Genomic DNA, 13,772 nt, shown 5'->3' on the forward strand with positions numbered 1-13,772 from the left:
ATAGGGGCGCGGGCGCGAAACAGAAACACGGGAGGTGATATCGCTGACGGAGTGAATCCACTACGGCCAATGGTGTACATGTCAGTACAAGCAGTCGAAACGCAGTATTTGCGTCCAGTGGAGATCAAATGTGGGAGCGGGCTTGCTCGCGAAAGCGGATTTTCAGACACATGAATGTTGACTGACACACCGCTTGCGCGAGCAAGCCCGCTCCCACATGGTTGGGTGTTAGTGGAAGAGTACCGCCGTCTTCTGCAGCGTCACCCAAACACCCCACGCCAACGGAATGCCCACCACCAACCACGCAGCAAGCGCCAGAGGCTTGGTACCCGCCGCCGCTTTCCACTCGAGCGACGTATTGCTGTCAGCCCCTTTGTCGTGACCCAGCGCCTGTTCGGCAGCCAGTTCGGCGTCGGTCATGAAGTACTTGTCGGCCACCGGACGAACCAGCAGGTTGCACAGGAAGCCCAACACCAGCAGGCCCGCGAGGATGTACAGGGTGATGTCGTAAGCCGCGGCCCGTTCAACGCCGATGCTCAACTGATACTCACGCAGGTAGTTCACCAGCACCGGACCCAGCACGCCGGCAGCAGCCCAGGCCGTCAGCAGACGACCATGGATCGCGCCGACCATTTGCGTACCGAACAGGTCCGCGAGGTACGCCGGGACAGTCGCGAAACCACCGCCGTACATCGACAGGATGATGCAGAACGCCGCCACGAACAGCGCAACGTTGCCCAGATGACCGAGGTTCGGGATCAATGCATACAGCCCGAAACCCAGGGCAAAGAACACGAAGTAGGTGTTTTTACGGCCCAGGTAATCCGAGAACGATGCCCAGAAGAACCGGCCACCGATGTTGAACAGGCTCAGCAAACCGGTGAAACCGGCGGCGATCGCCGCAATCGAGGCCAGTTGCGAGACATCCAGCTGGCCAAATGCCAGGCCGTTGCCCAGCAACTTGCCGGCGAACACCTCCTGCAACAGTGGCGAAGCCATGCCGAGGATGCCGATACCCGCCGATACGTTCAGGCACAGCACCAGCCATACCAGGCGGAATTGTGGCGTTTTCCACGCCACATTCACATGCACATGACGGTGGGTGATCATCGCGTTCGAGGCTTTTTTCGCAGGTGCCGTCCAGCCTTCAGGTTTCCAGCCGGTAGGCGGTACACGATAGGACAGCGCACCGCCGATCATGAACACGAAATAGATCGCGGCCATGACCAGGAAGCTCTGCCACACGCCGACACTGGTCGGTGAAGCGAAATGGCTCATCAACGCCGCCGCCAGGGGGGCACCGACCATCGCGCCCCCGCCGAAGCCCATGATCGCCATGCCGGTCGCCATGCCGCGTTTGTCCGGGAACCACTTGATCAGGGTCGACACCGGCGAGATGTAACCCAGGCCCAGGCCGATACCGCCAATGACCCCCGAGCCGATCCACATCAGCCAGATCTGGTGGGTATAGACCCCCAGCGCGGAAATCAGCAGACCGCCGCACCAGCACAGGGCCGAGACAACACCCGCCTTGCGCGGCCCGGCGTGTTCCAGCCAGCCACCCCAGATGGCTGCCGAGCAGCCCAGGAAGATGAAGAACAGGGTGTAGATCCAGCCGAGCATCGAAATCGGCCAGTCGCATTGCGAAGAAAAGACCTGGGCGATGAAGCCCATGTCCGGTGCACAAGCCACTGGCGCGGTGATGCCCAGCGCCTTGGACAGCGGCAACCAGAACACCGAGAAGCCATAGGCCATGCCGATGCACAGGTGGATGGCCAGCGCGGCCGGTGGCACCAGCCACCGGTTGAAACCGGGCCTGGCGATGATGCGTTCCTTGGACAGGAACGCGGGCTGGCCGACTTGAAGGCCGTCCGCCGTGATGCTCGTGGTCATTGTGTATCCCCCAATTATTATTCAGGTTCGCCAGCCACTCTTCTCCCTCAGTCTCAATGCACGCAGACATGACCGTTTTTTCAGGGAAAAGCTGTTTTTTTGTGCGACATCATGCCGCGCAGGGACGGACGAACGGGTGAAGAGTAGCATTTGCCAGCGAGCGAAAAACCAAACTGACATCATGATTTCTATGTTGTCTGTTTTCCTGCCACTGAAGGAACCTCCCTTCCGGGCATTGTCGAACGGCTGAACAACTTCTTCGGTACTGCGCCGAATTTGTAGGAAAAAATTACTTTTTGCCTGGATGCTCGACGCTCTGTCATGTGATCTGCCCGGTCGCTCGCGGCGGAGCGCTATACTCCCCGGCTAAATTTCGAATTCGACTAACTACAAGGACTCGCCCATGAAAGCGTTCGGCAAAATCCTGGGTCTGGTACTTCTCGGGCTGTTGCTGATCGTAGTGGCGCTGGGCTTTGCCCTGACCCACCTCTTCGATCCCAACGACTACAAAGACGAGATACGCCAGATAGCCCGCGACAAGGCCCACATCGAGCTGACGCTCAATGGCGATATCGGCTGGAGCCTGTTCCCGTGGCTGGGCCTGGAGCTGCACGATGCGGCGGTCGCCACCCTGGCCAAGCCCGCCGATCCGTTCGCCGACCTGCAGATGCTCGGCCTGTCGGTGCGCGTGCTGCCGTTGCTGCGCCGTGAGGTGCAGATGAGCGACGTGCGCGTTGAAGGCTTGAACCTGCGCCTGAACCGCGACAAGGATGGCCACGGCAACTGGGAAGACATCGGCAAGGTGCCCAAGCCTGCAACCACGGGCACACCTGCCGAGACCACCGGCGAACCTGAATCGCCTACCACCGCCCAGGTGGAAAAACCGGCCCAGCCGATTCGCCTGGACATCGACAGCCTGACCGTCAACAACGCCCGCGTTGAATACAGCGACGAGAAAACCGGCAAGCAATTCAGCGCCGAAAGCATCCAGCTCAGTACCGGCCCGGTGCACGATTCCACCAATATACCGGTCAAGCTCACAGCATTCCTGGGCACCAACCAGCCGGTTCTGCGGGTGCGCACCGAGCTCGCCGGCGAACTGCGTTTCGAGCGTGCGCTACAGCGCTACAAGCTCGAAGACATGAAGCTGTCCGGCGAAGTCGCCGGCGATCCGCTGCAAGGCAAGACCATGACCTTCGCCGCCCAGGGTCAGTTGCTGCTGGACAAGGCCGCCAACGTCGCCGAATGGACCGGGATCAAGGTCTCCGCCAACCAACTGCGAGCGCTGGGTGAGCTGAAGGTCAATGACCTGGACAAGACCCCACAGGTCAGCGGCGGGCTGTCAATTGCCCAGTTCGACCTGGCGAAATTCGTCGACAGCATCGGCCAGAAACTCCCGGCCATGGCTGAAGGCAGCCTGAGCAAGGTCGAAGTGGCCACGCGCCTGGCCGGCACGCCTTCCAGCCTCACGCTGGATGACCTCAACCTGAAAGTCGACGACAGCACCTTCACTGGTCGCATCGCCGTCGAGGACTTTGCCAAGCAATCCCTGCGCGCAACCCTCAAGGCCGACACCTTCAACGTCGACCGTTACCTGCCGCCGAAATCGGCCGAGGCCAACAGCGCCAAGCAAGTGCGCCAGGCCGAAGTCGCCAGCACCGAAGCCGATGCCATGGCCGGGGCCGGCAGCACACCGCTGCCGCAATCCCCGACCAAGGAAGCATGGAGTAACGAACGCCTGTTGCCGGTGGAGCGCCTGGCCAAGCTGGATGTAGACGCCGACCTGACCTTCGGCCAGTTGACCCTGGAAAAGCTGCCGATCAAAAACGCCGTACTCAAGGCCAACGGCCAGGACGGACTGTTGACCCTGACGAGCCTGCGCGGTGACCTGTACGAGGGCAACTTCGATGCCAAAGGCACCCTCGATGTGCGCCAGCAGGCACCTGTGTTGAACATGCAGACGCAAATCAGCCGGGTGCCCGCGGAAAAAATCCTCGAAAGCCAGGGCAAGGAACCACCGGTCAAGGGCCTGGTAACGCTCAACAGCACCCTCACCGGTAGCGGCAACAGCCAGAAAGCGCTGATCGAGACCCTCAACGGCAACGCCAGTTTCGTCATCAACAACGGCGTGCTGCTCAATGCCAACCTCGAACAGCAGTTGTGCAAAGGCATCGCCACACTCAACCGCAAGTCCCTCAGCGGCGAGCCGCGGGGCAAGGACACACCGTTCCAGGAGCTCAAGGGCAACCTGACCTTCCGTAACGGCGTCGCCAGCAACCCGGACCTGAAAGTGCGTATCCCGGGCATGACCGTCAACGGCGACGGCGACGTCGACCTGCGCGTCCTGGGCATGGATTACCGCGTGGGCATCATCGTCGAAGGCGACAAGAGCGACATGCCGGACCCGGCTTGCCAGGTGAACGAGAAGTTTGTCGGCATCCAGTGGCCGCTGCGTTGCCGCGGCCCGCTGGAGCTTGGCGCCAAGGCCTGTCGCCTGGACAACGAACGCATGGGTCAGGTCGCGAGCAAACTGGCGGGCGAGCGCATTGGCGAAAAAATCGACGAGAAACTGGGCGACAAGGTCAGCCCGGAACTCAAGGACGCACTCAAGGGGCTGTTCAAGCGATGAGAGCCGAGCAGTTTTCATCGGCGGTACTGGAATGGTTCGACCGCCACGGCCGTCACGACTTGCCCTGGCAACAGGGCATCACCCCGTATCGGGTGTGGGTCTCGGAAATCATGTTGCAGCAAACCCAGGTCAGCACCGTGCTGAATTACTTCGACCGGTTCATGGCGTCGCTGCCGACGGTCGAGGCCTTGGCCGCGGCGCCCGAGGACGAAGTGCTGCACCTGTGGACGGGCCTGGGGTACTACACCCGCGCACGCAATCTGCAGAAGACCGCGAAGATCGTCGTCGAGCAGTACGGCGGTGAATTTCCCCGCGACGTGGAAAAGCTCACCGACCTGCCCGGCATCGGCCTGTCTACGGCCGGCGCGATCGCCAGCATCAGCATGGGCCTGCGCGCACCCATCCTCGACGGCAACGTCAAACGGGTGTTGGCGCGCTTTACCGCACAAGAGGGCTACCCGGGCGAGCCCAAGGTGGCCAAACAGCTCTGGGCAAACGCTGAGCGCTTTACGCCGCACGATCGGGTCAACGCCTACACCCAGGCGATGATGGACCTGGGCGCCACGCTCTGCACTCGCAGCAAGCCGAGCTGCCTGCTCTGCCCGCTGGAAAAGGGTTGTGAAGCGCACATGCTCGGCCTGGAAACCCGCTACCCGATTCCCAAACCACGCAAAGCCATCCCGCAGAAACGCACGCTGATGCCGATGCTCGCCAATGCCGAAGGTGCGATCCTGCTTTACCGTCGCCCCTCCACGGGCCTGTGGGGCGGTTTATGGAGCTTGCCGGAACTCGATGACCTCGACGACCTGCAACACCTCGCCACGCAGCACTCGCTGGCGCTGGGCAACCAGCAGGCACTGCCGAACCTGGTGCACACCTTCAGCCATTTCCAGTTATCCATCGAACCCTGGCTGGTTCAGGTCCAGGAGGCCGGCCATCACGTGGCCGAGGCCGACTGGCTCTGGTATAACCTCGCCACCCCGCCGCGCCTGGGCCTTGCCGCCCCGGTCAAGACCTTGCTCGAACGCGCGGCCGTCGTATTGAACGCAGGAGAGTCGTCATGACCCGCACCATCATGTGCCGCAAGTACAAAGAAGAATTGCCCGCCCTGGAGCGTGCTCCATTCCCGGGTGCCAAAGGCCAGGACATTTTTGACCACGTCTCGGCCAAGGCCTGGGCCGACTGGCAAAAACACCAGACCCTGCTGATCAACGAAAAGCGCCTCAACATGATGAACGCCGAAGACCGCAAATATCTTCAGGGCGAGATGGACAAGTACTTCTCCGGCGAGGAATACGCCAAGGCCGAAGGCTACGTTCCGCCTGCGGAGTAAGCCCTTGAAATCGGGGGTCGGATCGTAAGCGACGGTAATAATTAAATATTTTTTGATAACTTGCTTGACGACCCCCTGAAAAACCAGTTTAATGCGCCCCGTTGCCCAGATAGCTCAGTCGGTAGAGCAGGGGATTGAAAATCCCCGTGTCGGCGGTTCGATTCCGTCTCTGGGCACCACCTTCCGTTTTCAGGTGATGCCAAGCACACCTGAAAGCACACAAAAAACCCGCCTAGTGCGGGTTTTTTGCTTTCTATGGTTTGCTCCCCTGTAAGCCCCCCGTGAAAGCCTGGTCGGCGATCACGAGGGGCGGCGGGCGCAGTCCGGCCTCTGCGCTCCGATCACTCCGCCATCTGCAACTCCGGCAGCTTCACCCGGAACCCACGCGTTACGCCCAGCAAACAAAGCAGCCCCAACCCCATCCAGCACAGCCCAATCACGAACGACATGCTGGACAGGCTGGTCCACAGCCAAATAGTGCTTAGGAACCCCAGCGCCGGCACCACGCCGTATATCAGACAGTTCCTGGCGCCGCGCAGCTTCTGGTCGACCAGATAATGCTTGATGACCGCCAGGTTCACCGCCGAGAACGCGAAGAGCGCGCCGAAGCTGATCATGTTGGCCACGGTATCGAGGGTGATGAACAGGGCAATCAGGGAGAACAGGCTGACCAGCATGATCGCGGTGGCCGGCACGCGCTTCTTCGAGACCAGCCTGCCGAACACCCGAGGCAGCGCGCCATCGCGGCCCATGGCGAACAGCACCCGGGAGACGCTGGCCTGGGAGACCATCGCCGAGGCAAAACAGCCGGCCACATAGGTGGCGGTAAAGGCGGTCACCAGCAGTTCTCCACCCACGCGGCGCATGACGTCCAGCGACGCCGAGTCCGGGTCGGCAAAGGTGTTCCATTGCGGATAGACCATTTGCGCGAAATACGAAACCAGGACAAACAGCAGGCCACCGAGCAGGCTCACCACCATGATCGCGAGGGGGATCAGGCGCCGTGGGTTGGGTGTCTCCTCGGCCATTGTCGACACGGCGTCGAAGCCGAGAAAGGACAGGCACAGGACCGCTGCGCCGGTCATGATCAACGGAACGCTGAAGCCTTCATGATGGAAGGGTGCGAGCAGCGAAACCGGCTCTGTTTGATCCCCCAGGTTGTGGATCGACAACGCAACGAACACCACGATGAAGACCAACTGGACAACCACGAGCAACAGGTTGACCCGGGTGATGGATTCGATGCCGATCAGGTTGAGGAAGGTCACCAGGGCAATGGAGCCGAGCACCCACACCGCAGCGGGAACCGCGGGGAAGTATTCGGACATGTAGATGCCGATCAGCAGATAACTGAGCAACGGCAGGAAGATGTAGTCCAGCAACAAGGTCCAGCCGGCCATGAAGCCAAAGTAGCTGCCGAACGCCTTGCGCGTATAGGAGTACACGGACCCCGAATACGGATGCGCCTGCACCATGCGTCCGTAGCTGTAGGCGGTCAGCAGCATGGCGGCGAGGGTCAGCAGGTAGGCGGTGGGCAAGTGGCCCTTGGTCATCTGGGTCACCAGGCCATAGGTGGTGAACACCGCCAGCGGGACCATGTACGCCAAGCCGAAGAGGACCAGGGCGGTAAGACCCAGGGATTGTCGAAATCTGCCGGGCGAAACCGATTCCGACGGGGAATGATGGGAAGGAGTATCGGCCACGCTTGTTATTGTATTCATTGCTGACTCCTGAAAATTTGAATGCAGGACGCTGCGGTATCCGAAGAACGGATATCGTGAGTGATTGGTCTGCTGAAGGGTGGGCTGCCCAGTGTCGGGCAGCCTCTTGTTCAATCGATAGGCACGCAGGGTGATGTAACGCTGTCGATCACCAACCCGCTCACAGATGACTTCAGAGCTTTCCCGCGATCCGTGCGGTGCGGTCTACCGCGATGCGGGTCTTTTCCACCAGCTCGTCCAGCTCTGTGCGCGTTGCCACGAGTGCCGGCGCCATGATCATGCGGCCAAGCGTCGAGCGAATGATCACGCCCTCTTCAAAACCAAAGGTGCGACATTGCCAGGCCAGGTCATTTTCGTTGGCGAAGCGCTTGCGTGTCGCCTTGTCCTCGGCGAACTGCAAGGCCGCGACCAGGCCCGCGCCCTGGATCTCGCCGACCATCGGGTGGTTGCCGAACACCTCGCGCAGAATCTGCTGCAAGTACGGCCCGGTATCTTCCTTCACCTGGCGAACGATGCCTTCATCACGCAGTGCCTTGAGGTTGGCAAGCGCCACCGCGGCCGCGACCGGGTGTCCGGAATAGGTCAGGCCGTGGGCGAAGACACCGCCCTGCTCCACCAGCGCGTCGGCAATGCGCTTGCCCAGCACCAGGCCACCCATCGGCACGTAGCCGGAGGTCAGGCCCTTGGCGATCGACAGGGTGTCCGGCTCGAAACCGAAGTGCTCGTGGGCGAACCACTCGCCCGTGCGACCAAAGCCACCGATCACTTCATCGGCACACAGCAGCACATCGTATTGACGGCAGATGCGCTGGATTTCCGGCCAGTAGCTCTCAGGCGGGAAGATCATGCCGCCAGCGCCCTGGAAAGGCTCGGCGATAAAGCCTGCGACATTCTCGGCGCCCAGCTCAAGAATCTTCTCTTCCAGCTGCAAGGCACAGCGACGACCGAACTCGGTCGGGGTCAGCTCGCCGCCCTGGGCGTACCAGTAAGGCTCATCGATGTGCGCGATATCCGGAATCAGGCCGCCCATCTCGTGCATGAACTTCATCCCGCCCAGCGCAGTGGCCGCCAGGGTCGAGCCGTGATAACCGTTCCAGCGGCCGATCATGATCTTCTTCTGCGGCTTGCCGACCACCTGCCAGTAACGGCGAACGGTACGGATCAGCACCTCGTTCGCTTCGGAGCCGGAGTTGGTGTAGATGACGTGGCTGTAGTGGCCCGGCAGGAGGCTGAACAGCAGCTCGGACAGCTCGATCACCGCTGGGTGGGTGGTGTGGAAGAACATGTTGTAGTACGGCAACTGGTTCATCTGCGCAGCCGCCGCAGCGCTCAGGTCCTTGCGACCATAGCCGAGCTGGGTGCACCACAGGCCCGACATGCCGTCCAGGTAACGCTTGTCGTCGTTGTCCCAGAGATACAGGCCCTCGCCGCGGACCATCACCCGAGGACCTTCGGCATTGAGCGCCTTTTGATCCACAAACGCATGGATGTGGTGGGCGGCATCGGACTTCTGGTAATCCTCAGTCTGCCGTTTCGGTTCGAAGGGTGCATTCATGGCTTTTTTCTCTTTTGTTGGTAGTCACGCGAGGGGTAGCAAGTCCGCTCAGCGGGTCTTGCTCATGTAGCTTTCAAGAGGGTCTTTGCTGAGCACGCCCTGGGCTTCGGCCAACGAATCGATAAACAGTGAAAACAGCTCCGATTGCGTGCCGATGTCGAGCTTGCAGTAGACGTTCTTGCGATGAGACTTGATGGTGTCCTCCGACACCCCGAGGCGCTCGGCCAGGGAGCGGGTCGAATGGCCACGCAGGATCAGTTGGGCGATGCGGCATTCGCGCTCGGTCAGGATCGACGAACCGAAGTTGTTCAGTGCCGAGTGGATGCGCTGCTCCAATTGGTTTTCAAATCGAGCGCCGCGCGTGTCCAGGCCGACAAAATGCTTGCCCAGCAAGGTCAGGATCCAGGGCGTAATGCACTTGAACTGCTGCGTCGTAGCCGCGTCGAGCTTTTCCGTGAACGCCAGTGACACCGCCAGGCTCAGCCCGGGAGCAGACTGCAGGATGTAGTTCAACTCATCCTGCAGGTGCGAGTGCCGATAGAACGACTGGTAGTACTCGCTGAGTTCGAAGTGGTCGGGAGCGACGTCAGCGAGGTCGTAGCAACCGGAGCTGACGCCTTCCACACAGGCACCATAGAACGGATCAAGCAGATAGAATCCGGACAGGTACTGGCGCACATTGCCTTGCGGCAGCCAGGGACCGTCCAGTTCGAACAGCGCGCTGGGCATACCGCCATGGGGATACAGGTACAGCGTCGTCGCCTGAATGGGCCAGATACAGCCCAGGGTTTCGAACAGCGTCGCGGCGAATCCCGGTTGGCCGATACTCTCGGTCACCTTGGCCATCTGTTCGAACCATTGCGCAGAAAAAAACCGATCGTTTTCCACTTCAAAGACTCGCCGAAAGTACGATTGGGAGCGACACGGTGACTGGTGCCGGGGTTGAAATGATGTTCCCACGCTCGCAAAACTGCCGATATCACCCGTTAGGGTGAGTCGACCAATGGGTGCTGAATGACCGCTCCAGCGGCCCCACAAGCATGAAAAGCACGCCACCCCGAGGGGTGCGTGCAGATGGGTTTTCCCTGCCACGCCTTGCGACGTGGTCGGTCTCAACGAAGCTGGAACCAGGTGGTTTTGAGTTGCGTGTACTTGTCGAACGAATGGAGGGAAAGATCGCGCCCGAAACCGGACTGCTTGCCGCCACCAAAAGGAATGGCGACATCCAGTGCATCCATGGTGTTGACCGAAACAGTCCCGGCCTTCAATGCCCGGGCCACCCGATGAGCGCGGTTCAGGTCATCGCTCCAGACTGAAGCGGCCAGCCCGTAGATGCTGTCGTTGGCCAACTCAATCGCCTCTTCTTCGGAGTCGAAGGCACTGATGGCCAGCACCGGACCGAACACTTCATCACGCGCCAGGCTCATGTTTCTACCCACGTCAGCGAAGATCGTCGGCTGGATGAAGTTCGAAGACCCATTGATCGTCAGGCGATCGCCGCCTGCCAGGAGCTTCGCGCCTTCACCCCGTGCCTGCTCGATCGCCTTCATGATGCGGGTGGCTTGCTCGCTATCGACGATCGCACCGGCCCGGCTTTCAGGGTCCAACGGATCACCGGGCATCCAGGTCCGAGCCTTGGCGATCAGGCGCTCGACGAACTCATCGTAGATAGAGCGTTGCACGTAAAGCCGGGAGTTGGCCGAGCAGACTTCGCCCTGGTTGAAGAAAATGCCGAACGCGGCTTTTTCCGCGGCCAGATCCAGGTCCTGGCAGTCTTCGAAGACCAGGTTCGGGCTCTTGCCGCCGCACTCCAGCCAGACCTGCTTGAGGTTGGACTGCGCCGAGTACTGCATGAAGTACTTTCCGACCTGGGTCGAGCCGGTGAACACCAGGCAGTCCACATCAGGATGCAGCCCCAGGGCCTTGCCGGCGCTTTCGCCCAGGCCCGGGACAACATTCAATACCCCTTCCGGTATGCCGGCCTCGAGCGCCAACTGACCCAGGCGCAAGGCAGAAAATGGTGACTGCTCGGCGGGTTTGAGGACCACGCTATTACCGGCGGCCAATGCCGGGGCGAGCTTCCAGGCCGCCATGTCCAGCGGGAAATTCCATGGCACCACGGCAGCAACCACCCCCAGGGCCTCGCGAGTGATGGTGGCGAGGGCATTGCGCGCGGTCGGCGCAACCTGGTCGTAGAGCTTGTCCAGGGCTTCACCGTACCAGGCGAACACATGGGCCGCGCCAGGTACATCGATGTTGTAGGCATCCATGACCGGCTTGCCCATGCTCAGCGAGTCGAGCAGTGCCAGCTCCTCGCGGTTGGCCAGCAGCAGTTCGGAGAGCCGGATCAGGATCTTCTTGCGTTCCACCGGGGCCATACGGGCCCACGGCCCCTCCTCGAACGCCCGGCGAGCCGAGCGCACGGCGAGGTTTACTTCGTCCTCGCCGCAGGCGGTGACACAGGCCAGCAGCTGGTTGGTCGCCGGGTTGATCACCTCGAAAGTCGCACCCGAAGCGCACGCAACCTGCTGCCCTGCGATCAAGGCATTTGAAATGAATGTTTGGCGGGCAGCCCGCTGCTGCCAGTAGTTGAGATCGAGCACACGCTACTCCCATGCCGACCGCTGAAACGGTCAGTTATTATTGGTTTCGCTGGATCATGCTCGACTCTGGCGGCGAGGAAAAATAGTAAAAATATGCTCGGTTCCCAAGAAAAAGCTCGGTAGTGCCGGGGGGTGTGGAGCAGTAGGCCACGCGTCGTAGCGTCCGAACGAAACTCATAAGTCAGTAACCCCCACCTCCCTATCGCCACGCCAGCAAGCGCATTAACGCTTGCGAGGCCGAGAAGTGTCAGGTGCGGTCATCGGCCATTTTTGCCAGCCTCACGAGCCTGTCTGAACTCTCCGTCCGATTTAACGGAAATGGACGACATACCCTGATCATGAAGCTGAGCAGAATCGGAAGCGGAGCTGCCTGAACGAACAGTCATGTGATTAATGGGCAATAACTACAAGGAGGGAATGTAATGTCTTGGGATGTAATTGGCATGTTGGCGCTCGTTGCTTTTTGCGCCGGCTTTTTTGATGCAATTGCCGGTGGTGGCGGGCTGATTACTTTGCCTGCCTTGCTTTTAGCCAGTGTCGATCCCATCAGTGCGATAGCCACCAACAAATTCCAGGCGGCTTCGGCGACCATATCGGCAACAGTTACCTTTGCCCGCAAGGGAATGATCGAATGGAGAGAAGGCCGCTTCCTGGTTATCTGCGGATTCGTTGGCGGTGCCAGTGGTGCCTTGCTCGTCAGCTCTATCGATAAGCGCTATCTGGAAGTTTGCGTACCGATCATGCTGATTCTGGTGGCCATCTATTTTGCGCTATCTCCAAAGCTGGCCAACGAAGATCGACGCAAGAGAATTGGCATTCTGCTTTTTTCGTTTACCGTGGCGCCGATACTGGGCTTTTACGACGGCATATTTGGTCCCGGCGTGGGCTCGTTCTTTATCGTCGGGTTCGTTCTTCTCTGCGGCTTGGGCATGATGCGAGCCATGAGCTTTACCAAACTTGCCAATGCCTCCTGCAACTTGGGTTCGCTGTCGGTGTTCATTACCAAAGGGGTGATCATCTGGCCGATCGCAATCGCCATGGCCCTGGCGGCCTTTATCGGCGCGCAATTGGGTGCGCGCGCCGCTGTTCGGGTCGGCCCACGGCTAATCAAGCCCATGTTGATCGTGGTCTGCTGTGCGCTGGCTATCAAGCTTCTGAGCGTGGAAACCAATCCCTTGCGCGTTGCCTTCACGCACTTGGTAGCCTCGCTCTGATCGCCAGCCTTCACTGAGTGAACGAAACCCTGAATTGCGAGATTCAGGGTTTTTTATGCCCGGGATTTAACCAAATTCATCGCAAACGAAAATTCCTACGCCTACAAGGCACTACTTCCCTAGATTTGTGCCAACTCTTCATACAGCGCTCTAGGATCCCTCTCATAGAGGGCACACGCTTACCCGGTGAAAATACTGCAGCAGCCAATCTGCCTGCATGCATTCACGTTTAAACGTAAGGAAGCAGCTATTGAACACGCTTTTGAAGTTCCTCGCCCTATCGACAATCATTGCCACCGCCAGCGGCTGCGTCAGCTACAACAACAGCCAGCCGTCCTCGCCAATCGACAGCACTGTCAAAGCCGACCTGAAAGCAGACATCGCTGTCGGTGACGCGATCTCCGGCCAGTCTTCGGTCAACGTTCTGTTCGGTTTCCTCAAATTCGGCGGCGATTCCCAATTTGCCGACGGCGTCAGCTATGGCGGTCAGAGCGGCGCCTTGAGCGGCCTTGGTCTGGATCCCGTCAGCGCGGTTAAATCTGCTGCGGCCTACAAAGCGGTCAAATCTTCCGGCGCCGACCTGATCGTCGCCCCTCGCTATGAAGTGAACGAAGAAAACTACTTCATCTTCAAGAAAGTATCCGTCACCGTAAAAGGCAACAAAGGCAACATCCGCAGTATCCGCTAACTCCATCCCCCAGGTGTTTGTTCAGCAAACCATCCATCGCACGCCGGCAAACCGAAAACTCTAGCGCGCGATGTTCCGCAAACAGCAGTGAAAGCTGCTGTTTGCGGATTTGAACGCTGACGAAATCGCCTCACGC

Annotated in this window: 10 protein-coding genes and 1 tRNA gene; 6 read left to right on the forward strand and 5 right to left on the reverse strand. The window is 60.0% G+C overall.

Annotated elements, in window-relative coordinates; translation table 11 throughout:
* Positions 1-228 precede the first annotated feature (228 nt).
* Positions 229-1,893: an OFA family MFS transporter gene (locus SOP95_RS05635; RefSeq protein ID WP_323606514.1), complete on the reverse strand. Its 1,665-nt coding sequence runs from the start codon at positions 1,891-1,893 to the stop codon at positions 229-231.
* Between the two features lie 403 nt (positions 1,894-2,296).
* Between SOP95_RS05635 and SOP95_RS05640 the strand changes: the two genes are divergently transcribed.
* The 4 genes from SOP95_RS05640 (at position 2,297) to SOP95_RS05655 (ending at position 6,034) form a co-directional block, all read left to right on the forward strand.
* Positions 2,297-4,522 (forward strand): AsmA family protein, encoded by a 2,226-nt coding sequence (locus SOP95_RS05640; RefSeq protein WP_323606515.1) that lies wholly within the window; start codon positions 2,297-2,299, stop codon positions 4,520-4,522.
* On the forward strand, positions 4,519-5,586 hold the full coding sequence (gene mutY, locus SOP95_RS05645; protein ID WP_274075144.1) for an A/G-specific adenine glycosylase: 1,068 nt from the start codon (positions 4,519-4,521) through the stop codon (positions 5,584-5,586). The genes SOP95_RS05640 and mutY overlap by 4 nt, the downstream gene beginning before the upstream one ends.
* Entirely contained in the window at positions 5,583-5,855 is a 273-nt protein-coding gene (locus tag SOP95_RS05650; RefSeq protein WP_008024947.1) for an oxidative damage protection protein, read from the forward strand. The genes mutY and SOP95_RS05650 overlap by 4 nt, the downstream gene beginning before the upstream one ends.
* A gap of 103 nt (positions 5,856-5,958) precedes the next feature.
* A tRNA-Phe gene (locus SOP95_RS05655) sits at positions 5,959-6,034 on the forward strand.
* 162 nt (positions 6,035-6,196) lie between these two features.
* Here SOP95_RS05655 and SOP95_RS05660 read toward each other — a convergent pair.
* The 4 genes from SOP95_RS05660 to SOP95_RS05675 form a co-directional block, all read right to left on the reverse strand.
* Positions 6,197-7,576 (reverse strand): APC family permease, encoded by a 1,380-nt coding sequence (locus SOP95_RS05660; RefSeq protein ID WP_323606516.1) that lies wholly within the window; start codon positions 7,574-7,576, stop codon positions 6,197-6,199.
* A gap of 172 nt (positions 7,577-7,748) precedes the next feature.
* A complete protein-coding gene (locus tag SOP95_RS05665; RefSeq protein ID WP_274075142.1) occupies positions 7,749-9,131 on the reverse strand; it encodes an aspartate aminotransferase family protein in 1,383 nt (460 codons plus the stop codon).
* A gap of 48 nt (positions 9,132-9,179) precedes the next feature.
* A complete protein-coding gene (locus SOP95_RS05670) occupies positions 9,180-9,977 on the reverse strand; it encodes a helix-turn-helix transcriptional regulator (RefSeq protein ID WP_274075141.1) in 798 nt (265 codons plus the stop codon).
* 266 nt (positions 9,978-10,243) lie between these two features.
* Positions 10,244-11,734, reverse strand: a complete 1,491-nt coding sequence (locus SOP95_RS05675) for an aldehyde dehydrogenase (protein WP_323606517.1) — start codon at positions 11,732-11,734, stop codon at positions 10,244-10,246.
* Between the two features lie 422 nt (positions 11,735-12,156).
* On the opposite strand from SOP95_RS05675, the gene SOP95_RS05680 reads away from it, so the two are divergent.
* Positions 12,157-12,948, forward strand: a complete 792-nt coding sequence (locus SOP95_RS05680) for a TSUP family transporter (RefSeq protein ID WP_323606518.1) — start codon at positions 12,157-12,159, stop codon at positions 12,946-12,948.
* 217 nt (positions 12,949-13,165) lie between these two features.
* The gene (locus tag SOP95_RS05685) at positions 13,166-13,636 is read left to right on the forward strand and encodes a hypothetical protein (RefSeq protein WP_274075138.1); all 471 of its coding nucleotides are present in this window, start codon (positions 13,166-13,168) and stop codon (positions 13,634-13,636) included.
* Positions 13,637-13,772 lie beyond the last annotated feature (136 nt).

This window comes from Pseudomonas sp. YuFO8, assembly GCF_035065025.1.
Classification (GTDB): domain Bacteria; phylum Pseudomonadota; class Gammaproteobacteria; order Pseudomonadales; family Pseudomonadaceae; genus Aquipseudomonas; species Aquipseudomonas putida_AE.